The sequence below is a fragment of the Hymenobacter daecheongensis DSM 21074 genome (genome assembly GCF_900141805.1).
Taxonomy (GTDB): Bacteria; Bacteroidota; Bacteroidia; order Cytophagales; family Hymenobacteraceae; genus Hymenobacter; species Hymenobacter daecheongensis.
Window position 1 is genome coordinate 198,900 of sequence record NZ_FQYN01000009.1, and the last position, 26,548, is coordinate 225,447.

At 61.5% G+C, this 26,548-nt stretch carries 16 protein-coding genes; 7 read left to right on the forward strand and 9 right to left on the reverse strand.

Annotated elements, in window-relative coordinates:
* Positions 1 to 54: 54 nt before the first annotated feature.
* From BUB62_RS16700 to BUB62_RS16710, 3 genes are all read right to left on the reverse strand, one after another.
* Positions 55 to 591 carry a hypothetical protein gene (locus tag BUB62_RS16700; RefSeq protein WP_073112064.1) on the reverse strand — a complete coding sequence of 179 codons (537 nt, stop codon included), beginning with the start codon at positions 589 to 591 and terminating at the stop codon, positions 55 to 57.
* Positions 591 to 1,874, reverse strand: coding sequence for an AAA family ATPase (locus BUB62_RS16705; RefSeq protein ID WP_073112066.1), 1,284 nt, complete (start codon positions 1,872 to 1,874; stop codon positions 591 to 593). Before BUB62_RS16705 ends, BUB62_RS16700 begins: the two co-directional genes overlap by 1 nt.
* A gap of 91 nt (positions 1,875 to 1,965) precedes the next feature.
* Positions 1,966 to 5,376, reverse strand: coding sequence for a PAS domain S-box protein (locus BUB62_RS16710; RefSeq protein ID WP_073112068.1), 3,411 nt, complete (start codon positions 5,374 to 5,376; stop codon positions 1,966 to 1,968).
* A 335-nt stretch (positions 5,377 to 5,711) separates the two neighbouring features.
* Here BUB62_RS16710 and BUB62_RS16715 point away from each other — a divergent pair, with 335 nt between their 5' ends.
* Positions 5,712 to 6,245, forward strand: a complete 534-nt coding sequence (locus BUB62_RS16715; RefSeq protein ID WP_073112071.1) for a YceI family protein — start codon at positions 5,712 to 5,714, stop codon at positions 6,243 to 6,245.
* Between the two features lie 138 nt (positions 6,246 to 6,383).
* Positions 6,384 to 7,139, forward strand: a complete 756-nt coding sequence (locus tag BUB62_RS16720; RefSeq protein WP_073112073.1) for an alpha/beta fold hydrolase — start codon at positions 6,384 to 6,386, stop codon at positions 7,137 to 7,139.
* A gap of 63 nt (positions 7,140 to 7,202) precedes the next feature.
* On the opposite strand, the gene BUB62_RS16725 is transcribed toward BUB62_RS16720, so the two are convergent.
* Together BUB62_RS16725 and BUB62_RS16730 are read right to left on the reverse strand one after the other, a co-directional pair.
* Entirely contained in the window at positions 7,203 to 7,880 is a 678-nt protein-coding gene (locus BUB62_RS16725) for a TonB family protein (RefSeq protein WP_159437484.1), read from the reverse strand.
* 169 nt (positions 7,881 to 8,049) lie between these two features.
* Positions 8,050 to 9,051 (reverse strand): aspartate-semialdehyde dehydrogenase, encoded by a 1,002-nt coding sequence (locus tag BUB62_RS16730; protein ID WP_073112077.1) that lies wholly within the window; start codon positions 9,049 to 9,051, stop codon positions 8,050 to 8,052.
* A gap of 180 nt (positions 9,052 to 9,231) precedes the next feature.
* On the opposite strand from BUB62_RS16730, the gene BUB62_RS16735 reads away from it, so the two are divergent.
* The 3 genes from BUB62_RS16735 (at position 9,232) to BUB62_RS16745 (ending at position 15,642) form a co-directional block, all read left to right on the forward strand.
* The gene (locus BUB62_RS16735) at positions 9,232 to 12,642 is read left to right on the forward strand and encodes a lamin tail domain-containing protein (RefSeq protein WP_143164237.1); all 3,411 of its coding nucleotides are present in this window, start codon (positions 9,232 to 9,234) and stop codon (positions 12,640 to 12,642) included.
* 196 nt (positions 12,643 to 12,838) lie between these two features.
* A complete protein-coding gene (locus BUB62_RS16740; RefSeq protein ID WP_073112081.1) occupies positions 12,839 to 14,296 on the forward strand; it encodes a DUF1800 domain-containing protein in 1,458 nt (485 codons plus the stop codon).
* Between the two features lie 134 nt (positions 14,297 to 14,430).
* Positions 14,431 to 15,642 (forward strand): DUF1501 domain-containing protein, encoded by a 1,212-nt coding sequence (locus BUB62_RS16745; RefSeq protein ID WP_073112083.1) that lies wholly within the window; start codon positions 14,431 to 14,433, stop codon positions 15,640 to 15,642.
* 132 nt (positions 15,643 to 15,774) lie between these two features.
* Here BUB62_RS16745 and BUB62_RS16750 read toward each other — a convergent pair whose 3' ends face one another.
* From BUB62_RS16750 to BUB62_RS16760, 3 genes are all read right to left on the reverse strand, one after another.
* On the reverse strand, positions 15,775 to 16,629 hold the full coding sequence (locus BUB62_RS16750) for a transporter (RefSeq protein WP_073112085.1): 855 nt from the start codon (positions 16,627 to 16,629) through the stop codon (positions 15,775 to 15,777).
* Positions 16,630 to 16,718: 89 nt separating this feature from the next.
* Positions 16,719 to 19,229 (reverse strand): TonB-dependent receptor, encoded by a 2,511-nt coding sequence (locus tag BUB62_RS16755; RefSeq protein ID WP_073112087.1) that lies wholly within the window; start codon positions 19,227 to 19,229, stop codon positions 16,719 to 16,721.
* A gap of 90 nt (positions 19,230 to 19,319) precedes the next feature.
* Positions 19,320 to 20,684: an Nramp family divalent metal transporter gene (locus BUB62_RS16760; protein WP_073112089.1), complete on the reverse strand. Its 1,365-nt coding sequence runs from the start codon at positions 20,682 to 20,684 to the stop codon at positions 19,320 to 19,322.
* A 166-nt stretch (positions 20,685 to 20,850) separates the two neighbouring features.
* On the opposite strand from BUB62_RS16760, the gene BUB62_RS16765 reads away from it, so the two are divergent.
* Complete coding sequence (locus BUB62_RS16765; protein ID WP_073112091.1) at positions 20,851 to 21,843, forward strand: cation diffusion facilitator family transporter; 993 nt, start codon at positions 20,851 to 20,853, stop codon at positions 21,841 to 21,843.
* 216 nt (positions 21,844 to 22,059) lie between these two features.
* Here BUB62_RS16765 and BUB62_RS16770 read toward each other — a convergent pair whose 3' ends face one another.
* Positions 22,060 to 24,654, reverse strand: a complete 2,595-nt coding sequence (locus BUB62_RS16770; RefSeq protein ID WP_084539153.1) for a T9SS type B sorting domain-containing protein — start codon at positions 24,652 to 24,654, stop codon at positions 22,060 to 22,062.
* Positions 24,655 to 24,968: 314 nt separating this feature from the next.
* Here BUB62_RS16770 and BUB62_RS16775 point away from each other — a divergent pair.
* Positions 24,969 to 26,548: fibronectin type III domain-containing protein (locus BUB62_RS16775; RefSeq protein WP_200799943.1), on the forward strand; the 1,580-nt coding region annotated here is incomplete at its 3' end.

The following is a 26,548-nucleotide window of genomic DNA, read 5'->3' on the forward strand; positions in this document are numbered from 1 at the left end:
GATAAGCATAGAAAAGCCCCGTTGGATTCGTCCGGCGGGGCTTTTTGGTTTCAATCAGAGCTTGCGGAACGGCAACTCATTGTATTGAATGCGTAAAGTTGGGAAGCGGTTTTGCAGCTCCAGAGTCTTGTCGATAATGTTGTCGTTGAAGCGTGGGTGGCGGTTGTGCGTACCGTTGGCCACGATAACCTCAACGCTTTCCTGCTCTTGCAAGAGCCCCTCATTCATGAACCAGGCAACGGAAGTGGCTATCTGTTCCAGGGCTGATTTCCGCCCTTTCTTCCGGGAATTGTAAGATCTGTTGCCCTTGAAATCAATGAACAGAGAAACTGTGTCATTGAACACCAGACAGTCGCACCGCCTGATTTCTTCCCTATCTGAGAACATGCATTTATCCACTTGCACAAAGTGGAAAATCTGGCCTTTGACATTGTGGACGGTGAAATCAAACGGGCTGACCTCTTCGCCCCGGCCACGCAGGTAGCAGCAGCCATCCACGGCATTGTCGTAAATAACAGCTTTGCGGCCGGTGTGCGACGTAAGACACCGGCCCGCTACCCGCGGGTGACGGCTCACCTTTTCCGCCTCCATTACTTGGCGCTGGCAGGAGCTTTAGCCGGCTGCCGGAGCCGCACGAGCTTGTTGAAGATGTCGCCCAATTCCAGGGAAGCTGTATCTAACTCGTTTTCCTCAATAAGCCCCGTCTTCTTGTTAATGATGGAACGCACCTGCTGTTTCTTTTTCGTGCCGGGCAAATCCACATAGTAAGCGGCAAACTGCGCGGGGTCTATCCAGCAGTCGCGTGGAATCAGTTTGGCTACTTTCTTGGCTGTTGCTTCGTCCTGCTGAGCAATGCGGTAGGCGTAGCACATTAGGTTGAGGGCAGTGAGAACGTAGGGGCTGTGGGTAGTTAATATGAGGTCATTGGCAGTATTCAGTTGAGCACATTTACTAATCAAAATCTTTGCTAATTCAAATTGAGCTATTGGAAATAAATTTAATTCCAATTCCTCGATTATAAAACTTTGGTTGGATTTAGTTCTCTGTTGTAAGTATTCTAGTACGACAAGAAGCGGTGTCACGGATTGAATACCGCTGGCAGCTTCGTATAGTCTTACTAGCGTTTCTGATTGATGGTTTTTTATGAAATCATTCCCATTTTCATGAATGTATTCTACATTAAGAAAAGGTATATTTAATCGATTTATTTTTGATTTGTTGGCATTGAAAAAATTGGCAAAATTTAAAATATTTTTAGGAAGACTAATATCATCTCTCATTAAGCCAGCCCAAGAATATTCAATCGCTGGGATGAATATTCTTTCACTAGGAATATAGCTCGGCTCATAAGTTTTTGTTTCCTCTATTAGAGTGTCAATTACATGCATTGCATAATAGAAATCCTTGTCTTTGTTTTTTAGGTGTTTGTCTATTGTGCTTTCTAGTTTATTGTTTTTATCTGCCCCCCTTTTTTTTGCAAGTGAAAACAGTATTAGTTCTGATAGTATTTTTACTTGTTCATCGGTAAATTCATTGGACGCAATAACCTTGTCGGATATTTCATTGGCATTTTTATGTACAATTGTAGGTGTGGCAAAGTTCATCGATTCGTTTATGTCTATTGTGTCACTTCCTGAATTTATCTGGAATTGCGTTTTGTTGGTTAAGAAGGTGTCAATTGAGTATTGCCTAAAATGATTTTTTCTTGCTGGAGCATATTCACCTAGAAATGAGTGACTGCGAAAAATAGCCGCCAGCTTCGCCAGCGTACTCTTCCCGCCACCCGTCGGCCCGATAAATACTGTCACCTTCTTGAAGTCTACCGTGGCATCCTTGATGGGGCCGAAATTCTTGACTACTAGCTGCTCGTTCATAACGCAAAGGAAAAGGGGATACTCAAAGATAAACAAACCAAAAGGGCGCTGCGCTGATCTTGCGCAACGCCCTTCGCTGCCCGGCGCGGGCTTACTCCCCCTGCAACTCCCGCAGCTCCTGTTTCATCTGCGCCGCTAGCTGCCCGAGAAGCTCCACCGTCTGCGTCACCAGTGGCGAAAGCACGGCCGCGTCGAAGGGTGCGCGCCAGGTGTCCAGCGCGGCCACGGCGGGCAGGATGTGGTGAACGTGCAGGTGGTCGAGGCTGGGCTTGAGCTTGTGCGCGGCGGCGCGAAGCTGCATGGTATCCTGCTGACTTACGGCCGTTTGCAGCTCCGCAATGGCTTCCTCGCAGCCCTCAATGAACGACTCCAGCATAAGCGCCGTGAAGGCTGGGTCGTTTTGCCCGACCCGGCGCACGAGGTCGAGGTTGTAGAGCGGGGCAGCTTTGGCGGGCGGCTCCGGGGTGGCTGGCCCGACGGCCGTTTCGGCGGTGATTTCGCCCAGCGTCCAGCGGGCGAGGGTTTTTAGTAGGTCATCTTCTTGGAAAGGCTTGGCCAGGTAGTCGTTCATGCCGGCGGCCAGGCACCGCTCCCGCTCGCCTTTGATGGCGTTGGCGGTGAGGGCAATGATGGGCGTGGCCAGCTTGAGCTGCTCGCGCAGGCGGGCAGTGGCTTCCAGGCCGTTCATCACCGGCATCTGCACGTCCATCAGCACGGCATCGAAGGCGTAGTGGCGGGCCAGCTCCACGGCCACGGCCCCGTTTTCGGCTTCCTGCACCAGCAGGCCGGCATTGTGCAGAAAGCCCCTGGCAATCTGGCGGTTGAACTGATTGTCTTCGACCAGCAGAATGCGCAGGCCCTGCAGCCGGGCGCGGATGCTGGCCGTCACGAGGGTTTTTTGGGGCAGGTCGGCGGCGGTGCCGATGGGCAGGCGCAGGGTGAAGTGGCTGCGGGTGCCGTGGTGCTTGCGGCTGTCGATGCGGATTTCGCCGCCCATCAGCTGCACCAGCTGGCGGCTGATGCTCAGGCCCAGGCCGGTGCCGCCAAACTTGCGCGTCACGGAAGAGTCTTCCTGGCTGAATTCCTTGAAGATATCCACCAGATAATCGGCATCGATGCCAATGCCGGTATCCGCCACCTCAAAGCGCAACGCCACGCTGGTGGCGGTGGCCTGTTCCAGCATACAATTGATGGTTACGGAGCCTTTTTCGGTGAATTTCAGTGCGTTGCCGGCTAAGTTCAGCAGCACCTGCGTGATGCGGTAGGGGTCGCCGAGAAGCACGGCGGGCAGGCGCTCATCGGCCTGGGCCAGAAAGGAGAGGCTCTTCTCCTCGGCCTTGAAATGCAGGCTCTTTTCAATCTGGCGCAGCAGCTCGGGCACGCTGAAGCCGATGCGCTCAATGAGCAGCTGGCTAACCCCGATCTTGGAGAGGTCCAGAATGTCGTTGAGAATAACCAGCAGATTCTCGCCGGAGGTGGCAATGGCCCGCAGATACGTCTGCTGGCTGCTATCCAGGGGCGTCTTGGCCAGCAGCTGACCCATGCCCAGAATGGCGTTCAGCGGCGTGCGAATCTCGTGGCTCATGTTGGCCAGAAACAACTCCTTCACCCGCGCCGAGTCTTCGGCCTGTTCCTTGGCCGCCCGCAGGTGGTTTTCCAGCTGTTTCTGGTGCGTGATGTCGAGGGCAATGCCGATGCTGCCGACCACTTGCCGCTCGTCGTTGTAGAGCGGGGCGGCGCTCACCAGCAGCCACTTAGCCTGCCCGCCCTTGGTCCGGATGGCCAGCTCGTAGGTTTCCGACTCACCGGCCCGGCGGCGCTGCGCACGCTCCTGCGTCAGGCGCAGATCGTCGGGGCTCACCAGCACGCTCATAATGTGCTGGGTGGCAAACTCGTCGTCGCAGTAACCGGTAATGTCGCAAAAGGCCTGGTTGGTAAACGTGACGTGGCTCTCCAGGTCCATTTCCACCAGACCCAGCTTCATGTTGTCGATGATGCCGCGGTACTTTTCCTCGCGGCGGCGCAGGGCCTGCTCGCTGTTCAGGCGCTCCGTTACGTCTTCAAATTTCCATAAATGCCCGATGTAGCGCTCGGCCACGAAGATGGGCACGAAGTCGCCCTGCACGGTGCGGCCGTCGGCCAGCTCAAACGTCTCGGCCGTCACCAGCTGCTGATTCTGCACGATGGCATCGTAGCGGCGGGCAAACTCTTCGGGGTGGCGAAAGCGGCCCTGCACGCGCTGGCCCAGCAGGCTGGTATCGTAGCCCACCAGCTCAGTGGGCGTGGCATCGAGCGCAAAAATGCGGCACAGCGCCTCGTTGGCCAGCACTACCCGGTGGTTTTCATCTTCGAGCAGAATGCCCTCCTGAAAGTTGGCGATGGTAGTGGACAGGCGCAGCGTACTGGCCTCCAAGGCGGCCACAGCCTGTTTCATGGCTGAAATATCGGTGTGCACGCCCGTCATGATGAGCGGCTGACCCTGCTCGTCGCGCAGCGTGACGAGGCCGCGGGTGAGCACCCATTTGTAGTGCCCATCGGCGCAGCGCAGCCGCCGCTCTACCGAGTAAATGGGCGCTTCGCCGCGCAGATAGCGGTTGGCGGCATCCAGGCTCAGCTGGCGGTCGTCGGGGTGCACGTGCTGCTCCCAGGTGGCGGGCAGGGGCTGGCGGCCGGAGTAGCCCAGCATGGCGCGGTAGGCCGCCGAGAAATACTCTTCGCCGGTCTGGTAGTTGAACTCCCAGGCCCCGTCGCCGAACCGCTCGATGGCCAGCCGCCAGCGCTGCTCGTGGGCCTGCACGCTTTCCTCGGCCAGCTTCAGCGGGGTGATGTCGGTGATGATACCGCTGTAGAGCTGGCCGTGGGTGGCATCGGCGGAGGAGAGCCGGGCGCTGCCACGGCACCAGCGCTCGGGCTGGCCCGGCACCACCAGCCGGCCCTCGAAGGCCCAGTCGGTGCCCTGGCGCAGCATCTGCCGCAACGAGCTTTGCCAGGCGGCCCGGTCGTCCGGATGGATAAAATCGGCTAGTCGGTGAGCCTGCTCCGGGGCAATGCCGAACATGGCCGTGAGCTGGGGGCTGATGTAGGTGAGGCCGGAACCTATGCGCCGGCGTCGGTGCCACTGAAACAGCACGCCCGGCACGTGCTCGGTGAGGTAGCTGAAACGCGCGTTTTGCTCCTGGGCGGCTTGCTGGCTGGCGGTTAGGTCTTCCAGCAGCCCAAAGCAGGGTTCCGGGGCCGGCTGGGGCACCACTTTCAGCCGCACCCACAGGCGGCGGCCGTCGGCGTGGCGCAGGGGCAGGTCGAGGCGCAGAGGCTGGGCGGCAGCCAGCTGCTGCCGAAACTCGGGGAGGGAGTAGCCCGCTTCTGCCAGCGCCCCGAGCAGCAGCTCGGGCACCGGCTGCGTGCGGCCGAAGCCGGTCAGCCGCTCAAACCCTGGGTTGGCCCAGGTGATAGTGCCTTCGGGGCTGAGCAGTACCACCGCATCAAAAGCGGCTTCCAGCAAAGCAAGGGGCGGTAGGCCGGGTGCAGACCAAGAGGCGGCGGCGGTCAGACTCACAGAATCTACGAAGGACAGGTGGGGGCAGCAACCAACGGGAACAAGCGGCCAGTAAGGTAGCAATTGCCCGCTTATTTGCCACGCTTACCAGCCCCAGCCCGTCAAAACGAATGCCCGGCGCGCCAAAGGAAATGGCGACAATCTATTTCGAAGCTAAAATGGTGTAGGTACATGTATGTATGTACATAAATTGTATCTTTGTCTTGGTCAGCTCACAAAATCAGCTTCAGCTTGGCGGCCGCGTTTTTTCATTTCATTCACTTTCAATCGTTTCCTTTCTCATGGCCACTACCAAATGGGCGCTTGACCCAACCCACTCCGAAGTTCATTTCAAAGTGAAGCACCTCGTTATCTCGACCGTAACGGGGACCTTCAAAAAGTTTGAGGGCGAAGCCGAGACGGAGGGCGACTCGTTTGAAAACGCCTCCGTGCGCTTCTCGGCCGACATCAACAGCATCGACACCAACCAGGAGCAGCGCGACGAGCACCTGAAAAGCGCCGACTTCTTCGATGCCGCCGCGTTTCCGCAGCTCACGTTCGTTTCCACGGCCTTCAGCAAAGTGAGCGGCGACGACTACAAACTGACCGGCGACCTGACCATTCACGGCGTAACCAAGCCCGTGACCTTCGACGTAGAATACGGCGGCGTGGCCGGCGACTTCTACGGCAACACCAAAGCCGGCTTCGAGGTGAGCGGCAAAATCAACCGCAAGGACTTCGGCCTGAACTGGAATGGTGTGACGGAAGCCGGCTCCATTGTGGTGAGCGAAGAGGTAAAGCTCTTGGCCAGCCTGCAGTTTGCCAAGCAGGCCTAGCCATTCGCGCAGCCCGCACCCTGGCGGCTTTGCCCCGCCGGCGTAGCGTTGCGCCGATAGCATGAAAGCCGAAGCAGCCCAGGCCGCTTCGGCTTTCATGCGTTTCAAACCAATTTATCCGGCGAACTTTACCGGCCTATGCCTACCCAACCCACCCTCGTTTTCCTTCACGGCTTTGCCGAAAGCCGCGAAATCTGGTCCGATCTGCTGCACGGCTTTCCGGCGCACTACCGGGTGCTGAGCCTGAACCTGCTCGGCCACGGCACCAACATCCATGACGTGCGCGACTACTCGATGGAGGCCCAGGCCCGCTATGTGGCCGAAAAAATGCAGGCCGCGGGCATCGAAAAAGCGGTATTGGTGGGGCACAGCATGGGCGGCTACGTGGCGCTGGCCTTCGCCGAGCGGTGGCCGGAGCGCGTAGCCGGTCTGGCCCTGATTAACTCTTCGGCCTACGCCGACAACGAGGAGAAAAAAGCCGCCCGCGCCAAAAACGTGGCGTTCGTGGAGCGTCACGGGGTCGAAAAGTTTATGGAATCATTCATCCGGCCGCTCTTTGCGCCCGCTAACCGCGAGACGCTGGCGGCGCGGCGCGAGTTTCTGGAGGAAATCGGCAAGGCCACGCCCGCCGAAACCATCATCGGCGGGATGCAGGCCATGGCCGCCCGCCCCGACCGCACCAAAGTGCTGCGCGAGGCGCGGTTTCCGGTGCTGCTGGTGGCGGGCAAGGAAGACGTGGCCGTGCCGCTGGAGCAGTCGGTGGCGCTGGCCCCGCTGGCCCCCGTGGCTCACGCGCTATTCTTGGCCGATGTAGGGCACCTGGCATATTATGAGCGGCCCGCCGAAACGCGCCGGGCGGTGTTGGAACTGGCGGCCGGGGCGTTTGGCGAGTAGCAGCATAAAGAAAAAGGCTCCAGTGTTGGAGCCTTTTTCTTTATGCTGCTACTGATCAGAGGTTTATTTGCCGCTGATGCGAATGGGAATGTTGGTGAATGGCACCGCAACGGGCTGGCCCTGCTGGGTGCCGGGCTTCCAGGCGGGCATTTGCTGCACAGCCTGCACCACGGCTGCGTCTACCTCCGGCGAGATTCCCGGCGCTACCAGCACATCGCCCACCTGCCCATCGGCTTTCACCGTGAAGGATACCATTGCTACGCTGGCCTTGCGGGCCTTCACGCTTTGCGTAGCTAGCTGTAAATAATGCACGGCTCCCAGCGGGTCGTGCTCAAACCGCGGGGGCTGTACTCCGGCCGCCGGCGTAGCATCGGCAGTAGCATTCGTGGCAGTAAGCTGTTGCGGCTGTTGGGCCTTTTGCAGGGCCGCCAGCGAGCCGGTTTGCATGGCAAAACGGACGGGAACGGTAAGCCGCACATTTACCGGCTGGCCCTGCTGCCGGCCGGGCTGCTCCCACACCGGCATGGCCTGCACCACACGTAGTGCCGCATCCTTCAGGGCGTAATGAGCGCCCTGCGCTACCTGCGCCTGCTCCACCAGGCCCTGCTTGTTCACCACAAACGTGACGAAGACGGTGCCGGAAGCTCTCGATTTGAGGGCTTCCACGGGGTAGCGCACATTGTGGCCGATGTAGTTCAACATACTGGTGCTGGTGCTGTCTGCGGCCCGGAAACGGGGCATGTGGTCCACCAGCGTGTACGTCTTTTGGGGTTCGGAAGGGGCTTGGGCCCGGCTTTGCTGTGCTGAGCAAAAAAAGGCCAATAGCAGGCCGCTATAAATCTGGATACTTCGCATTAGCAAGGGAGAATAAAGTGAATAGATTTGCGGGCAAACATACCCTAAATTTAGTCTAAGCTCCTGGCAGCAGCCCCAGCCGCACCATATACTCCGCAATCTGTACGGCATTGGTAGCCGCGCCTTTGCGCAGGTTATCGGCTACCACCCACAGGTTCAGGGTGCGGGGCTGCGACTCGTCGCGGCGGATGCGGCCGACCAGCACGGCATCCTGGCCGTGGGCCTCCTGGGGCATGGGGTAGCGGTTCTGGGCTACGTCGTCCACTACTACCACGCCGTCGGTTTCGCGCAGCAGGCGATACACTTCCTCCAGCTCAAATTCGCGGGCAAACTCCACGTTGATGGCTTCGGAATGACCGCCCAGCACGGGAATGCGCACGGCGGTGGCCGTTACCTGAATGGTGTCGTCGCCGAGAATTTTCTTGGTTTCGTTCACCATTTTCATTTCCTCCTTGGTGTAGCCGTTGGGCTCAAACACATCGATGTGGGGCAGCACATTCAGGTCGATACGGTGGGGGTAGGCGGGATTGGCCGCCGTTTGACCGGCCCGCTCGGCCATGAGCTGGTCCACGGCTTTTTTGCCGGTGCCCGTCACGCTCTGGTAGGTGCTCACCACAATGCGTTTTATCTGAAAAGCCGCGTGCAGGCGATGCAGGGCCAGCACCATCTGAATGGTGGAGCAGTTGGGGTTAGCAATGATTTTATCCTGGGGCGTGAGGTCGTTGGCGTTGATTTCGGGCACCACCAGCTTCTTGGTAGGGTCCATGCGCCAGGCCGAGGAGTTGTCAATCACCACGGTGCCGACCTCGGCAAAGCGCGGGGCCTGCTCCTTGGATACGGAGCCGCCGGCTGAGAAGATGGCCACGTCGGGGCGGGCCGCCAGGGCCGCTTCCATACTCACCACCGGATACTTCTTGCCTTGGTACTCAATTTCCTGGCCCACCGACCGGGCCGAGGCCACGGGGAATAACTCGGTGACCGGGAAATGGCGCTCGGCCAATACTTTCAGCATTTCGCCACCCACTAAGCCGGTGGCCCCAACGACAGCTACTTTCATTTTGGTATGGGTTCAAAAGGCCAAAAAAGGCCGGGAAAGGATAATATGAAGGGAAGGAATTGAATTGTGTTTATATTCCCGCTGAGTTCCGCCCCTGGCATCGGGTTGTCGGTGGCAGACTCGTTTGACTACTTCCGCCTTTTGCCGCCTGCTCTGCGAAAAACCACTACTTCCATCCGCGTGAAACATCTATTATTCTGCCTGCTGCTCCTGCTGGCCGGGCCCGTGCGTGCCCAACTCACCGAGTCCTTCACCGACGGCGACTTTACCCAAAACCCCACCTGGACCGGCGACGTTTCGGGGTTCCAAGTTACGGCCCAGCAGCTGCAAAGCAATGGCCCCGCCGTCACGGGCACCACCCTGGAGCTGGTTACGCCCGTGACGGCCAGCCCCGGCACCACCTGGGAATTCTGGGCCAATCTGAAGCTGGCTACCAGCGGCGGCAACTACGCCGACGTGTGGCTGCTGGCCGATCAGCCCAGCCTGAAGGCCGCCGGCACCAAAGGCTACTTCGTGCGCATCGGCGGGGCCGATGACGAGGTGGCGCTGTACCGCAAAGACACGCCCGCCACGCCCGTGTACGTGGTAAACGGCACAAACGGCACCATCGGCACCACCGACAACCGCGTGCGGGTGCGCGTGACGCGCAGCCTACAAGACGTCTGGACGCTGGAGCGCGACCTGAACGGCGGCACCGCCTTCGTGAGCGAGGGCACCGGCACCGATGCCACCTACCAGCGCGGCGGCTGGTGCGGCGTGTCGCTGCTCTACTCGTCGGCCAACAACCGCAGCTTCTATTTCGACGATTTCCGCATCACCGATGCCACTGCGCCGGCGCTGGTGCGGGCCAGCACGGTAGCGGCCCGCCAGGTCGATGTGACGTTCAACGAGGCCGTGGCCGCCGCCCAGGCCGTGGGCAGCTACCAGCTCAATGGCGGCGCGCCCGCCGTGCTCAGCGCCGTGCGCGACGCTACCGATCCGGCCCTGGTGCACCTCACGCTGGCCGCCGACCTGGCCGCCGGCTCCAACACGCTGACCGTGCGCAACGTGGCCGACGTGTATGGCAACGTAGCCGCCGGTCCGCTCACGGCCACGCTCACCTTCGCGCCTCCGGCCACCGTTCCGGCTTTTGCGCAGCTGCTGATAACGGAGATACTGGCCGACGAAACCCCGGTGGTGGGGCTGCCGGCGGCCGAGTTTCTGGAAATTCATAACCCCTCGGCTACCCTGACGCTGGACCTGCGCGGCGTGCGGCTGCTGCGGCCCAACAGCACCAGCGCGGCGGCCGTGTTTCCGGCTGGGGCCGTGCTGCTGCCCGGCGAATATGCCGTGGTGTGCGGCACCACCCAGGTTTCCAATTTTACCCGCTACGGCAAAGTGTTCGGCCTCACCAACTTCCCTTCGCTGAACAATGCCGGCGACCAGCTGCTGCTGCGCGGAGCCAACGGCCGCACCTTGTTTGAGGTGCGCTACGCCGATGCCTGGTATCGCGACGCGGCCAAGAAAGACGGCGGCTGGACATTGGAGATGATAGATACCGCCAACCCCTGCGGCGGGGCCGCCAACTGGCTGGCCAGCACCGATGCCAGCGGCGGTACGCCCGGCCGGGCCAACAGCGTGCGGGCCGCCAACGCCGACCGCACGCCGCCCGCGTTGCGCCGCGCCACCATCATCAGCCCCACGCTGCTGCGGCTGGAGTTCGATGAAAAGCTCGACAGCGTGCAGATTTCGGCGCCGGCGCTCTACAGCATTCAGCCCGCGCTGGCGGTGCAGAGCGTGCGCGCCGTGCCCTACGATTTTCGGGCCGTGGAGCTGACGCTAGCCGCGGCCGTGCCGGCCAACCAGCTTTTCACCGTGACGGTGCAGCGCGCCCTCGACTGCGTGGGCAACGCCACGGGCGGCGCGGTTTCGGCCACGTTTGCGCTGCCCGTGGCCCCGAAAGTCGGGGAGGTCATTATCACCGAGATTTTCCCCGATGAAACGCCCGTTATTGGCCTGCCGGCTTCGGAGTACATCGAGATTCACAACCCATCGGCCAATATTCTGGATCTGGGCGGCGTGCAATTGTTCAAACCGGGCAGCACTACGGCTTCGGCCGTGTTTCCGGATACTACGCGGCTGCTGCCGGGCCAGTATGCGGTGGTGTGCGGCAGCACGCGCGGAGCGCTGTTTGCCCGCTACGGCACGGTGTACGCCCTCAGCAACTTCCCCAGCCTCAGCAACGAAGGCGACCAGCTGGTGCTGCGCAGCCGCACTGGCCGCACACTGTTCGAGGTCACGTATTCAAGCACTTGGTACAAGGACCGCACGAAGGCCGAGGGCGGCTGGGCGCTGGAAATAGTGGACACTGCCAACCCCTGCGGCGGCATCGAAAACTGGACGGCCAGCACCGATGCCAGCGGCGGCACGCCCGGCCGGGCCAACAGCGTGCGGGCCGCCAACGCCGACCGCAATCCGCCAGCGCTGCTCCGCGCCCTGGCCCTGAATCCCACGCTGGTCCGGGTGTTTTTTGCCGAAAAGCTCGACAGCGTGCAGGCCGCCAACCCGGCCCTCTACAGCCTGAATCCCGCCAATGCCATTGCCCAGGCCAGCCCCCTCGGCCCCGATTTCCGGGCCGTGGACCTGACGCTGACCATGCCGCTGCTGCCCAATCAGCCCCGCACCCTCACCGTGCAGCGCGCCACCGACTGCGTGGGCAATGCCGCCGGCCCGGCTACCTCCACCACCTTTGCGCTGCCTTCTGCGGTGGCGGCCAATGATGTAGTTATCAACGAAATCCTGTTCAATCCGCGGACCGGTGGAGTCGATTTTGTGGAGCTGCTGAACCGCTCCGCCAAGTACCTGAACGTGCAGAACTGGCAGCTGGCCAGTGAGAAAGCCGACGGCACCCAGGATGCCAACCCGGTGGGCACCGGCCCGCTGGTGCTGGCCCCCGGCCAGCTGCTGGTGCTCACCACCCGCCCCGACCTCGTGCAGAGCAGCTACCCCACCCACGACCCCAGCGCCTTTCTGGCCATGCCCGCCTTCCCTACTTTCCCCGACGACGCGGGCACCGTGGTGCTGCTGGATGCCATGGGCCGGCCGCTCGACCGGGTGACGTATTCGGCCGGGCAGCACCTGGCGCTGCTGCGCGATGTGAACGGCGTGTCGTTGGAGCGCATTCGGACCGACGGGCCGAGCATGGCGGCCAACTTCCACTCGGCGGCCGGCACCGTGGGCTACGCCACGCCCGGCCGCCCCAACTCGCAGTACCAAGACGACCCCGGCGGCGACAAGATGTTCCGCGTCGAGCCCGAAATCTTTACGCCCGATGAGGACGGCCAGCAGGATTTCACCACCCTCAACTACACCCTCGACCAACCCGGCTACGCCGCCAGCATCACCGTCTACGATGCGCAGGGCCGCCTCACTCGTCAGCTGGTGCGCAACGAAACGATGGCCACCAGCGGCTTTTTCCAGTGGGATGGCCTTACTGATCAGGGCCGTAAAGCACCAGTAGGCTACTATGTGCTGCATATTCAGCTCTTTCAGCCCAACAGCGGCCGCAAGCAGGAATACAAGAAAACCGTGGTGCTGGGCGCCAGATTCTAGCTGTCATTGTGAGCAAAGCGACGCAATCCGTCCTGGATAATGAGCTGAGCCTTGATTAACCACAAAGCCCTGACGTAGCACATTACGTCAGGGCTTTGTGGTGAAAAGGAGCTATTTACATTTCAGAGGACGGATTGCTTCGCTTTGCTCGCAATGACAGGCTTAAACCCGTACGCCTATTCGTCGTCCAACCTCCATGACGACGCAACATCAATTGCAGCACCTGTACTGGCGGGCGGGGTTTGGGCCGCGGCCGGCTGATGTGGCCGCCGGTCTGACCCCGCGCAAAGCCCTGCGGCAGCTTTTTCAGGATTCGGCGCGGTTTGAGCCGCTCGATTCGGCGGCTATGCGCGTCACCGAAACCCTGGCCCTGAGCCCTTCGCCCACGCCCGACCTGACGATGGACCCGCAGGCTATAGCGCTGAAAAGCAAGGCGATGACGGCCGAGCAGCGCAAGCTGCAGAACCGGCAGATTCGGGAGGCTTTCTACGCCATGAACAGCGGCTGGCTCGCGCGCATGGCCACTTCGCCAGCCCAGCTGCGCGAGAAGATGACATTCTTCTGGCACGGCCACTTTGCCTGCCGCGTGCGCCGGCCCGATGCCGCCCTGCAGCTCAACAACACGCTGCGCCAAGGAGCATTGGGCAAATTCGGCGACCTGCTGCTGTCCGTGAGTCAGGAGCCGGCCATGCTGCAGTTTCTCAACAACCAGCAGAACCGCCGCCAGCACCCCAATGAGAACTTCGCCCGCGAGGTAATGGAGCTGTTCACCATCGGCCGGGGTCAGTATTCGGAGCAGGACATTAAGGAGGCGGCCCGCGCTTTCACCGGCTGGGGCTACGATGCGGCCGGTCGGTTTGTGTTTCGGGCGCGCCAGCACGACGACGGCTCCAAAACCTTTCTGGGCCAGACCGGCAATTTCGGTGGTGAGGATATTCTGCGCATCATTCTGGAACAGCCGCGCACGGCCGAGTTTCTGACCACCAAAATCTACCGCTTCTTCGTGAACGACACGCCCGATCCGGCGCACATTCAGCCGCTGGCCAGGGCGTTCTTCCAAAGCCACTACGACATCGGCGACCTGCTGGAGCGGCTGTTTTCGGCTCCCTGGTTTTATGATGCGGCCAACGTGGGCACCCGCATTAAGTCGCCCATTGAGCTGCTGACCGGGATGCGGCGCACGCTGGGCCTGGAGCTGGAGAATCAGCAGCCGCTGATTGTGTTTCAGAAAGCGCTGGGCCAGACGCTGTTTCAGCCGCCAAACGTGGCCGGCTGGCCCGGCGGCCGCAGCTGGATCGACTCTTCGTCGCTGGTTTTGCGGCTGCAGCTGCCACAGGTGCTGCTGCGCAATGCCGAGTTCAGCATTGCCCTGAAAGAAGACGAAAACGACCTCGCGCCGTCCGTTTCCAAAGCCGAGCGCACGTTTCGGCAAGGGGTAAAAGCGCGGGTGCAGCTGGCGCCCATCAGCCAGTTGCTGGCCAAAACCGCCCCTGGTTCCCAGGCCGCTCAGCTCAGCACCTTGCTGCTGCAAATTCCCATCCGGCCCGAAAACCTGGCCCTGATTCAGCAGCAGGCCGCCGCCGGCCCCGCCGACAGCCGCCTGCGCACGATGGTAACCAGTATGCTGAGCCTGCCCGAGTACCAGTTGATGTAAGCTGAAGGAAAAAGAACGTCATTCCGAGCCTGCCGAGGAATCTCGCGGGCTGACGTTGGATTACTAATCAGACATCAGCACGCGAGATTCCTCGGCTGCGCTCGGAATGACGTTCCAACTAAACAACTACCGTTATGCCTACCACTCGCCGCGATTTTCTGAAAACCTCCGTGCTGGCCAGCAGCCTGCTGTTTGTGCCCAAATTTTTGCACGCCCTGGACCGGCAGGAGCTGGCCGCGCTGCGCGATGCCAACGGCCGCCGCCTGGTAGTGGTGCAGCTCGGTGGCGGCAACGATGGCCTGAATACCATCATTCCGTACCGCGACGACCTGTACTACAAGGCCCGGCCCACGCTCGGCATCCGGCCCCAGAGCGGCATTCTGACTTTGAATAAAGACCTGGGCCTCAATCCTGCCATGACGCGCCTGAAGGGCCTCTACGACCAGGGCCAAGTGGCGGTGCTCAACAGCGTGGGCTACCCCAACCCCGACCGCTCGCACTTCCGCTCGATGGATATCTGGCAGAGTGGCTCGGCGGCCGAGGAGTACCTGACCACCGGCTGGCTCGGCCGCTACCTCGATTCGAGCTGCCCCACCTGCCCGCTGCCCTACAACGGCCTAGAAGTGGACGATACGCTGAGCCTGGCCATGAAAGGTGCCGCCCGCAAAGGTCTGGCCCTGAAGAATCCGGAGAAGTTTCATCAGCTCACCCAAAACCGCTTTCTAAGCCAGGTGAGCCGGCAAACCGCCCCGGCCGGCGGCTCGGAGCTGGACTATTTGTACAAGACGCTGGCCGAAACCGCGTCGTCGGCCGATTATCTGTACCAGAAGTCGAAAGTCTACCAATCAGCCACGGCTTACCCCAACACGGAGTTTGGCAAGAGCCTGAAAACGACGGCGGAGCTGATTAATTCGGGCGTCGGGTCGCGGGTGTTTTATGTTTCTCTGGCTGGTTTCGACACGCACGTACGGCAGCAGGAGCAGCAGGGCAAGCTGCTCGGCGACCTTTCGGAGGGGCTGGGCTCGTTTGTGGAAGACCTGCGCAAAAGCGGGGAGTTGGACAATACGCTCATCCTGGTGTTCTCCGAGTTTGGCCGCCGCGTGGAGCAAAACGCCAGCAACGGCACCGACCACGGCACGGCCAACAATGTGCTGCTGCTCGGCGGCGGGCTGCGCCGCCAGGGCATCCTCAACGCCGCCCCCGACCTGCAAAATCTCGACCAAGGCGACCTGAAGCACCAGCTCGACTTCCGCCGCATCTACGCCACCATCCTCCACGACTGGCTCGGGGCCGACGACCGGGCTATTCTGGGCTCCAGCTTCGAGCGGCTAAGCGGGCTGGTGTAGCGCGGTAGCGGCTCCATCTGTCATCCTGAGCTTGCGAAGGACCTAATTCCAGTTGAACAACCTTCGTTGCAATACCTTGTGCTGGCGTAATAAGGTCCTTCGCAAGCTCAAGATGACAGCTGGAATCAACGGCTAGATGCGGAAGCTCAGGCCCAGAAAATACTCCTGGTCGGTGTCGCGGGTGAGGGCCAGGTGGGTGCCGCCATCCAGAATCACGTTGTCGCCGATATGCAGCTGCGGGCCCAGGTTGAAGGAAGCCTGCCAGGCCTGCTGGCGCGTATCCCAGAAGCTGGCCAGCTCGGCGAAGGCCGAAATCTTGGGTGAAAACTCGTAGTCGATGGCGGTGCTGGGGGCCAGCAGCAGAAAGCGGTGGCCTTGCTCGCCGTCGTAGTTCAGGTTGCTGAGCACCTGCACCTGGAGGTTGAATTCCTTGCTGAAATCGTAGCTAAAGGGCACAACAAGGCCGTATTCGGGCACTTTGAGGCCCACTTCCGGGCCCACGGGCAGATGCACTAGGCCAATGATGCCCAGAGCGGCGGGTTGGTTAGGCGCGCCGCCCAGCAGCGTGCGCTTCACGCGCACGGTCAGGTCGCCGAAGCCTTGGTGGCGCTCCGGTTCCCGGTCATCGTCCCACTGCTTTTCCCAGGTGTAGGAGTCGAGCCCGATCTGCAGATCGGTGCGCGTGCTGAGCCCGATTTTGAGCAGCGCCTGATTGACCCTGAAGTCCCGCTCGTGGTGCGCTTGCTGGTCGTTGTTTACGAGACGAAGCAGGTCGGTTTCGAGCTGAAAATGCCCGGCATCCACCGTGAACGGGCTTTCGCTCACGCCGGGCCGGTCGGGGCGCAGCTCCTGCAGCGAGTCGCGGGGCACGGGCCGGAACAGGGAGTAGAAGCAGCCGCGGGCCAGGGTGTGCGTGGCGCTTTGGCCCGCGGCCAGCAAGGGAAACAAGCCAGCCGTAGCCAGCAGCAGAAGAGTAAAGAAGCGCAATGGAAACCCGGTTAGTGTCGGGCTGGTCCTGCTACGCAGCCCCGCGCCGCCGGGATGCGCCGGGCCGCCGCTGCGTCGCTTTCTGCCACCTAAAACGGCACCGTCAGCTTCACGCTCAGGTTGCGGCCCATGTTATAAATACCGCTGCGACTGTTGGGCGAGGCGGCGTAATACTCGAAATACTTCAGCCGGTTCAGGTGCGACTGATAGCTGATATTGAGTACGTTATCGAGCTGCACAAACAGCTGGCACCGCTCGCGGCGCTGCGTGCCGGCCGTGAAGGTGGCCCCTGCGCCCAAGCCCAGCAGAGCGTAGCCGGCGGTGCGGGTTTCGGTGTTGTCGAGGGCGTAGAAGCGGCTTTGGGCGGCGTTGTAGTCCAGCACGGCCCGCACGTAGGTCTGGGTGAGCGGCCCTACGGCCCGCGCGGGGCTGTAGCGCACCTCCGAGCGGGTGCGTAGCGGCGGAATAAACGGCAGATACCGGGCCGCCGCGCCGTTGGTTTCCAGCAGCGCGGGCTCCCGGTTCAGGCCCGTCACGTAGGCAAGGCTGTTGTTGAATTCGAGTCCCGGCAGCGTTTGCGGGTGCAGATTCACGGTGGCTTCGGCCCCGTAAAGCTGCGCCCGGCCCTGCTGGTACTGGTAGGTGGCATTGCCCGGCACAATCACCACGGGCTGGCCGTCGGCATCGGTAAGGCGGGCCTGGTAGATGTAGTTGTCGATGTAGTTGTTGAACCCGCTCACGCTCACTTCCGCGTCGGGCAGGTAGGCGCTCAGGCCCAGATCTTCCTGCAGGCTGAACTCGGGTCCGAAGCTGCGGTTGCCCAGGTACACGATGTGCGCGCCGGGGTCGAGGCCGTTGGAGCCGACTTCCGTGATGTTCGGAGCCCGGTAGCCCCGCGCCACATTAGCCCGCAGCACCAGCCGCTCCGACAGGTTATAGGCCGCCCCCACACTCGCCGAAAGCCCCCGGTAGCGGGTCCGAAACGCCGCAAACTGTGGGGCTGCCCCGCCCGCCGTAGCCGCGCGGCCTCGCCGGTCGAAGCCGGTGGCCGGGTTGGGTTCCACGTAGAAATCAGCCCATTGCAGCGTGCGGGTATCATAGCGCAGGCCCCCACTGAGGTCGAGCTTGCCGAAATTCCGCTTCACGAATACGTAACCGCCCACGTCGAACAGCGTGTAGTCCGGAATCGGGAAGTCGGTGGCATCCTGGTTCTGGTTGGCCTGGTGCATACCGTTGAGCCCCAGTGTGGTTTCGAGGCACTGCCAGGTGGGCGCGGCGTATCGCAGGTCGTAGTTGTAGGTGGTCAGGGCCACGGCCAAGCCCGCCTGCCGGGATGCGGTGGGGTGGTTGTACTCGCGGCGCACGTTGTGCTGCCCGCCCAGCAGCGCGTTCAGCTCGCCGCCGCCCGCGCCCAGCCGCACGCGGGTGCGGCTCAGCAGCCGGTAGTGCTGAATGCGCTGGTGCAGCACGTTGATGCGGTAAGTAGAAAGCCCGTTTTGCGGCACGATGGGGCGGTTCTTGAGGTCGTCCTGGTCGCCTTCGAACACCTGGCGGGTGAAGCGGCGGCTCAGCGAGTCGCGGCTGCCGTCCGGAATTTCCTGCCGGTTGTCGTAGAGCGTGGCGTAGATATGCGTCGAGCCCCAGGGCTTTTCCACGCCCGCCATCGTGGTCAGGTTCAGCTCCTGGAAGGCCGTGCCGAATACGCGCCCGTCCAGGGCATTGCGGTAGGCCTGGGCCAGCCGGTAGGAGGCCCGCGCGGCGTACTGCCAGCCGCGCTGGTTGTAATTCAGAGCTAGTGAGTTGCCAATCAGGTTGTTGTTGGTCTGGTACTCGCTCAGCGCTTCGCCGCGCAGCTGACCGGCCGGGCCCGAGGGCAGGCGCGGCAGCATATTTATCACGCCGGCCACGGCATCGGAGCCATAAATCAGGCTGGCGGGGCCTTTCACCACCTCAATGCGGTCAATGTCGTACTGGTCGATTTCGATGCCGTGCTCGTCGCCCCACTGCTGGCCTTCCTGGCGCAGGCCGTTGTAGAGCGTGAGCACCCGGTTGTAGCCCAGCCCCCGAATGAAGGGCTTGCTGATGTTCGGGCCCGTCGTCACGGCGCTCAGGCCGGGCACGCCCCGCACGGCCGCGTCAATCACATTACCGCCGCTGTTCAGGCTGATTTCGCGGCGGCTCAGCACCGCCACCGGCACCGGGCTCCGGCGCAGCTCCGTTGCCCGCGACATGCCCGTGACTACCACTTCCTGCAGGCTGGCGGCGGTGGGCTGCAGCACCGCGTTCAGCGTGGTGGGCTGGCCGGGCTGCAGCATCACCGCTACTTTCTTCGCTCCAAAGCCTACGAAGGAAAACACCACTTCGTGCGGGCCGGCGGCGGCCGGCAGCTCATACGCGCCGGCCGCGTTGGTAGTAGTGCCGCTAGTGGTGCCGGCAAGGGCCACGCTCACCAACTCCAGCGGCCGGCCGCCCGCCGCCGTCACCCGGCCCCGGAGGATGGCGGTTGGGCCGGTCTGGGCCAGCGCCGGGCCGAAGCTGAGCAGCAGGCAAATGCTCAGCGCCAGCCGTTGAAGCCAAGAGGATAGTGTAGAGTCAAACATTTTAAGTGTCGTTTAAAATTATTTTTAGACTTATCTAAATATTCGTTTACAAAAAAGCGCAACGACTACGGCAGTCGTTGCGCGAAAAGGCTACCCGAAAAAGGTCTGGAATAGTAGGTAGGCGTTCAGCAGAATGATAACGCCTGATACGAACCAGGCCAGCGCCTGCACCACCGGCGCGTTGGTGAACACGCCCATTTTGGCCCGGCTGCCCGTAAACATCACCAGCGGCACCACCGCAAAGCTCAGCTGCATGGAAAGAATGACCTGGCTCAAAACCAGCAGCTCGCTGGTACCTTTTTCGCCGTAAAGGATAGTTACTACCAGCGCCGGCACCACGGCAATGCCGCGGGTGATGAGCCGCCGGAACCACGGCTTCATCTTCAGGTGCAGAAAGCCTTCCATCACAATCTGGCCCGCCAGCGTGCCGGTCAGGGTCGAATTCTGGCCCGAGGCCAGCAGCGCAATGGCAAAAAATGTGCTGGCCGCGCCCGCGCCCAGCACCGGGGCCAGTAGCTTGTGCGCGTCGCCGATATCGGCCACGTGGAACAGGCCATTGCGGTGGAAAGTCGCGGCGGCCGTTATCAGAATGGCCGCATTCACGAAAAACGCCAGAAACAGCGCCACCGTCGAGTCGATAGTGGCGAACTTGATAGCCATGCGCTTGCCGCTTTCGGTCTGCTCAATCTGGCGGGTCTGCACGATGCTGGAGTGCAGATACAGGTTGTGCGGCATCACGGTAGCGCCCAGGATGCCGATGGCAATGTAGAGCATACCGGGGTTGGTAACCACTTTGGGCTGGGGCACTAGGCCCTGCAGAATACCAAAATAGTCGGGCCGCGAAATGATGATTTCGTAAACGAAGCACCCGAAAATAACCACCGTGAGGCCCGCCACAATGCTTTCAATCACCCGAAAGCCCCGGCTCTGAAACAGCAGCACCACGAAAACGTCTAATATCGTCAGGCTCACGCCCCAGGTGAGGGGCAGGCCGAACAGCAGGTTCAGGGCAATGGCCGAGCCGATGACTTCGGCCAGGTCGCAGGCGGCAATGGCAATTTCGCAGAGCACCCACAGCACCATGGCCACGGGCTTGGAAAAATGGTCGCGGCAGGCCTGGGCCAGGTCGCGGCCCGTCACGATGCCGAGCTTGGCGGCCAGGTGCTGGAGCAGCATGGCAAACAGGTTCGAAATCAGCACCACTGAGAGCAGCGTGTAGCCGTAGCGGGCTCCACCGGCAATGTCGGTGGCCCAGTTGCCGGGGTCCATGTAGCCCACGGCCACCATAAGGCCCGGCCCCCAAAAAGCCAGCAGCTTGCGCCAGAAGGAAGCATTGGCCGCCGGCACCTTGATGCTGGCGTGGACCTCGCTCAGGGAAGGAGCCCGGCGCGGCTGTCGCCAGCCTGGTTCGGCTACGGGCGGGGCAGACGGCGCTTGGGCAACGGCAGGTGACATAGACTCAGAAGGAAACGTATTCACAAAGAACGCTATTTTTTAGATTAGTCTAAATATTTTTTTAAGGCAACTTAAATACCGTTTTCCGGCGAAAAGGTTTCGTTTTATTCCGTGCCGATTTTTTTTGCCGGATTTTTACGGGCTTTTCCTGCTTGCATCCCCGCGTATGTCCATCACTAGAACCAAGAATCGCCTCGCCCTTCTATCACTGGCGGTAAGCGTCGGCTTGGTCGCCATCAAGTTTTACGCCTACCATCTCACCGGCTCGCAGGCCGTGCTGACCGATGCGCTGGAGTCCATTATCAACGTCTTCACCAGCGGCTTCGCGCTCTACAGCATCTACCTTTCTGGGTTGCCCAAAGATGAAAACCACCCTTACGGGCACGGCAAGATCGAATATCTGTCCATCGGGTTTGAGGGGGCGCTGATTCTGTTTGCGGGCGTGTATATCTTCTATAGCGCCATCATTGCCTTCCTGCATCCGCACGCCGTGGGTCAGCTCGATTCGGGCATGATTCTGCTGGGCCTCACGGCGCTCATCAACCTGGCGGTGGGCTTTGTGCTGGTGCGCTCGGGCAAGCGGCTCAACTCCGTGGCCCTGGTCGGCGACGGGCAGCACCTGTACCTGGACGCGCTGAGCACGGTGGCCTCGTGCGTGGCCCTGGTGCTGGTACTCGTCACGGGCAACGTACTGTTTGATGCCGGCGCGTCTTTGGTGCTGGGCGCTTTCATCGTGGTGAACGGCTTTCGGATGGTGCGCCGCTCGGTGTCGGGGCTGATGGATGAGTCGGATGTGGCCACGGTGGAGCAGGTGATTGCCGAGCTGCAGCGCCAGCGCCGCCCCGCCTGGATTGACGTGCACAACCTGCGCGTGCTGCGCTACGGGGCCAATCTGCACATCGACTGCCACATGCAGATGCCCTACTATTTCAGCCTGGAGGAAACCCACAACGAGCTGAATGCCATTGAGGGCCTCATCAAAAACCGCTTCGACGTGGAAGTGGAAATGTTCGTGCACGCCGACCCCTGCACCTTCGCGGCCTGCTCCCTGTGCCAGCTGCCCGACTGCCCGGTGCGCCAGCACGCTTTCAATCACGAAGTGCCCTGGACGGTAGCCAACGCCGTGAAAAACGAGCGCCACCGCCTGCCCCCCGGCTGAGAAATGGGGGAGTAGGTAAGCAATCAGAACGTGTCATGCTGAGCGAAGTCGAAGCATCTCTCCCGCTTTGCTGAAGTAGTAATCAGAAGTCAGCACGCGAGATGCTTCAACTTCGCTCAGCACGACAAATTGCAAACACGCTCCAGGATTAGCACCCACTAAAAAAGCGCTGCCGGATCCGGCAGCGCTTTTTTTGTGGGTGAATACGCCTAGAATCTAGCGGGCCAGCTCAACCCAGCCTTTAGACGTGTTGCCGTTGCGGTCGGTGATGAGATAATAGTACACACCGGCCGGCTGCTCGTCGCCGTTCCACTCGTTCTTGTAGTTCTCGTAGTCGCGGATTTTGCGGCCCCAACGGTTGAATATCTGCATCTTGTTGCCGGTCTGCTCGGTCTGAATTACGAAGGTGTCGTTCAGGCCGTCGCCATTGGGCGTGAAGACATTGGGCGTTTTCACGTCGGGCACGCGCACGTTCAGCATCATCACCGTTTCCTTGCAGCTTTCTGCACCGGTCTGGGTGCCCAGCGCCACGGCGGCCGTCAGCTTGATGCGGTACACGCCGGCAATGCTCAGCAGCAGCGGGGCCTGGGCGGCATCGGTCGAGAAGGTAACTTCCTTATCGAAAACGGGTTGCCCCTTGCTATCGAACAGGCGCTGATACGACCACTTGTACTGGCTTACAGTGCCGGCCGGCAAAGCACCCGTAGCCCGCGACTGGTTGGTGAAGGTGAACTGGATGGGCGGCTCCATGATGCTGCGGCCACTGGTAGCGGCCGAATCTGCTTTGAAAGCCACGTTCAGCGTGGGGGCCACGCGCACCACCACGGAGGTAGTATCGCCGCAGCCCAGGTTGTTCAGGCTGCTCACCGTCAGCTTGTAGCGGGTGGTGGCGGTAGGGCGCACCGTGATGTTCTGTTTGTCCAGATCAGCTGCCGTGAGCCCATTGGCGGGCTGCCACTGGTAGGAGTATACTGCCTGATTATTGTCGGTGCGGGTAGCCGTGGCCGAAATCACGGCGGGCTCACCCGCGCAGACCAGCGTTTTGCTCGCTACGGCCCGCACCACGGGCAGCGGCACTACGCGCACCAGTACGGAAGCGGTATCCTGACAGGTGCCGGCGCGGAAGCTCAACCCCAGAATGCGCACTTTGTAGCGCGTGGTTTGGGTGGGCCGCACCGAGAGCGTCTGTTTGGTGCTGTCGGCGGGGTTCAGGCCGTTGGCGGCGGCCCAGCGGTAGCCATATTGGGCCGGCATATTGCCCACGGAATCAGGGCGGAAGGGCGAGGCGCTGAGCGTGACGGCCGCGCCGGAACCCGCGCAGACGAACGGATTGGAAGTAGAAGGCACCACTTTGGCAAAGTTGCCCTTCTCAATCTTCAGCACAATGGTGCGGTACGTAGTGCCTTTAACGGGGCAGCCGTTGTCCTCAATCTTAACCGGAATCCGGAAGGTGCGGCCAATGAACGCCACATCGGGCTGAATGCGCAGAATAGCGGCGGGCGTTTTGGTGTTGTTGCCCAACAGCTGGAACGTGGCTACGTCTTCGGGCAGGTAGGTTGGCTTTAGCGGCGTGGGCACCGGTGGGTCCAGCTCCGGATAGGTCACCTTCAGCAGGTCGGTCGGGTTGGGGTCGCTGAAGCGCAGGCGCACTTCGGTGTAGTTGCAGGTATAGGCCGTGATGAAGGTAGAGTCGCGGGAGTTCACAATCGTGACGCCGGTTTTGGGGCCGCCGGTAGCGATTGGAGGGCCGGGAGTCAGGTTGCTGTTGCAGTCGATAACTACAATGAACATGTCGCGGCGCACGGACCCTACTTTATAGGCCGTGGTGGTGCCGTTGGCATTGGTGAGCCGCCGCCACTCCGTCACTTTGCCCACCACGGCATATTTGTTTTTGGCCTGCAGGGCCGTGGTGTTGCCGGGCGTAAACAGCGCGGGCGTAAACGTCATGGTGCCCAGCGTGGGGTTGAAGGCGAAGGTGGGCACGGCGGTCCGGATGGCTGGACAGGCCGGACCGGTGAAGGAGTAGGATGGCAGCGGGAATGTGGACGAGTAGAGGCCGCTCGTATTAGGACCCAAGTCGGCTACGCACACGGGCGGCTCCGACACCAGAATGAAGCGGGTGGAAGTGTAGCGCTCATACGTCAGTGGGTCGCTGCAGGTATTCAGTGGGGTTTCCAGGCTGTATACCAGCGAGTCACCGTCGGGCTCGGTGGTAGCGAACGAAATCTGGGTATCCTGCTTCCAGCACACAAACGGCGTGGCGGCGTTTAGCTGCTCGTACTGGGGCGACGTATTAACAATGGTGCGGCCACCCACCAGGTTGTTGAGCTTGGCCTCAAAATACAGGTTCTTGGAGTCGGCGCTTACCAGGTTGCCCACTTCGGGGCGGGCACTCAGGGATACGCTCATCGTCCATTCCGCGGCTGGGGGCAGCGTGAGGGTCGCTTCGAATATGCCGGTTTCGTAGTTGGTGGCCAGACCCGTGCCGCAGGGGCTGGCCCCGCCCGGCGCGGTGGCACAATACGGGTCGCCTATCTTCTGGGAGCCCGGCACCAGCGTCATGGGCACTGGTGCGGGCCATGGGCCAATGCAGCCCGTAGTGCGGTATTCCAGTTTTGGGGCAATGTTGGAAAACGCAATGCCGCTGCAGTCGCGGAACACGGTCAGCTGGAACTTGTACTGATTGCCACCCAGCGAAATGTAGGTGAGCTGCCCGCCCTGTAAGTGCGAGGCCGCGGCGCTTTGCATCCCGGCCAGCGACAGGCACCAGGCAATGACCAGAATACAAGTGGTGTGTAAGAGTTTCTTCATACAATGAGACGTGTGTGATGAGGAGTGAGGAGCGGGGTGGTGGGAAAACGTAGCCGTAATATATAAATCTTTTGCTTTTTGTGAAGTAAAGAAAGTTGCCTGTTCGCCAGCAAGCGCCTCAGGGCGCAGGATTTTCGGGTAGTCTGTGTTAAATTCTCTTAGATGCTTCCATTATTATCGTCAGAGTCATAGCTTTAGGACCGTGCTAACTTCTGCGAGCCCGTGACCGACGACCGGCGGGCGGGCTTTGGCCTTGTTGGCGTCGCTTAAATTTTTCTCTGTTTTTCTTCACCCATTTTTCCACCCTATTGCCGATGAAACAACACTTACTCACTGATTTCGGGCAGGGCCAGCCGGCGCGGAGCCGCGTGCCGGCCGGGTGGCGGGCTACGGCCCTGCTGCTCCTGAGCCTGTGGCTTGGGCTGAGCCATAAGGCTGCGGCCCAGGTTAATACCTACACCTTCAGCGCCCGGCAGGCCACGTTCACGCCGCTGACAGGAGCCACGGCGGTGCCCCTGATTTTGGCCGATACCTACCTGTCGCCGAGCATTCCGCTGGGGTTCACCTTCGTGATGGATGGTGCCCCCTACACGAGCGTGAAGGCCTCTTCCGATGGCTACCTCACCTTCGGAACGGCTACGGGCAGCTCTCTTATCAATGACCCGGCGGCTACCGCCGCCGCCAACCGGCCGCTGGTAGCGCCGCTCTGGGACGACCTGGATGGCCGCCCGACCGGGGCCACTGCTTCGGGCTCTTACCTGGTAGAAGGCACGGCCCCGAACCGCACCTTCACCTTTGAGTGGCTGAACTGGGAATGGAATTATAACGCTACCGGCCCCGTCATCTCCTTTCAGGCGCGGCTGTATGAAGGCACCAATAAAATAGAATTTTTCTACCGCGCCGATGCGGCACCCGTCAACTCGGGCAGCGCTTCTATCGGGCTGGTGGGCACCGGCACCGGAGCCGGCTCGTACCTGACGCTGGACAACACGACCGCCACTCCCGCGGCCAGCTCCACCACGGCCACCACCACGCTGAATACCAAGCCCGCCACCGGGCAGGTGTACACGTTTTTGCCGGCCCCGCCTGCTGCCTGCCCCGCCCCGCGCAACCTCACCGCCACCAACCTGACCAACACCACCGCCGACCTGACCTGGACGGTAGCCGGTGGCGGTGGCACGTTCCGTATCGAGTACGGCCCGCAGGGCTTCACGCCCGGCCAGGGCACGACCGTTACGTCCACTACTCCAACCCTGGCCCTGACCGGCCTGACGGCCAGCACACAGTACCAGTTCTACGTCACGCAGCTCTGCGGCGGCACCAACGGCAACAGCACCGTCGGCGGGCCGGCCTCGTTTACTACGCGCCCGGCACCGCCCGCCAACGATGCCTGCAGTGCGGCTCCCACGCTGGTGCCCGCCGCCATCAACGCGGCCTGCACGGCGGCCACCAGCGGCACGCTGGACGGGGCCACGGCCACCACAGGCCTGGCCACGCCGGTCGGCACGGCCGACGATGACGTGTGGTACAAGTTTGTGGCCACCTCCACGGCCCACACCGTCACGCTCACCGGCACGGGCGACTACGTGCAGGAGCTGCTCTCCGGCACCTGCGCCGGCCTCACGTCGGTGGCCTATTCGGACCCGAACGTGAAAACCTACTTCGGCCTGACGGCGGGCACCACGTACTACGTGCGGGTGTACTCGTATTCGGCCACGATTCCTTCCACGGCGGCGGCGGCCTTCACCATCTGCGTGACCACGCCCACCCCACCGCCGGCCAACGACGACCCTTGCGGAGCCGTTGTGATTCCGGTAGCAGCCGGCTGCACTTCGCCCACGCAGGGCTCTAACGTGAGTGCCACCACTACCACGCCGAGCGGCTACACCAACCC

Bases quoted from the DNA above. Each gene is read 5' to 3' on its own strand.
- BUB62_RS16700 (WP_073112064.1), bottom strand. From the start codon at position 591: ATGGAGGCGGAAAAGGTGAGCCGTCACCCGCGGGTAGCGGGCCGGTGT.
- BUB62_RS16705 (WP_073112066.1), bottom strand. From the start codon at position 1,874: ATGAACGAGCAGCTAGTAGTCAAGAATTTCGGCCCCATCAAGGATGCC.
- BUB62_RS16715 (WP_073112071.1), top strand. From the start codon at position 5,712: ATGGCCACTACCAAATGGGCGCTTGACCCAACCCACTCCGAAGTTCAT.
- BUB62_RS16720 (WP_073112073.1), top strand. From the start codon at position 6,384: ATGCCTACCCAACCCACCCTCGTTTTCCTTCACGGCTTTGCCGAAAGC.
- BUB62_RS16725 (WP_159437484.1), bottom strand. From the start codon at position 7,880: ATGCCCCGTTTCCGGGCCGCAGACAGCACCAGCACCAGTATGTTGAAC.
- BUB62_RS16730 (WP_073112077.1), bottom strand. From the start codon at position 9,051: ATGAAAGTAGCTGTCGTTGGGGCCACCGGCTTAGTGGGTGGCGAAATG.
- BUB62_RS16740 (WP_073112081.1), top strand. From the start codon at position 12,839: ATGACGACGCAACATCAATTGCAGCACCTGTACTGGCGGGCGGGGTTT.
- BUB62_RS16745 (WP_073112083.1), top strand. From the start codon at position 14,431: ATGCCTACCACTCGCCGCGATTTTCTGAAAACCTCCGTGCTGGCCAGC.
- BUB62_RS16755 (WP_073112087.1), bottom strand. From the start codon at position 19,229: ATGTTTGACTCTACACTATCCTCTTGGCTTCAACGGCTGGCGCTGAGC.
- BUB62_RS16760 (WP_073112089.1), bottom strand. From the start codon at position 20,684: ATGTCACCTGCCGTTGCCCAAGCGCCGTCTGCCCCGCCCGTAGCCGAA.
- BUB62_RS16765 (WP_073112091.1), top strand. From the start codon at position 20,851: ATGTCCATCACTAGAACCAAGAATCGCCTCGCCCTTCTATCACTGGCG.
- BUB62_RS16770 (WP_084539153.1), bottom strand. From the start codon at position 24,654: ATGAAGAAACTCTTACACACCACTTGTATTCTGGTCATTGCCTGGTGC.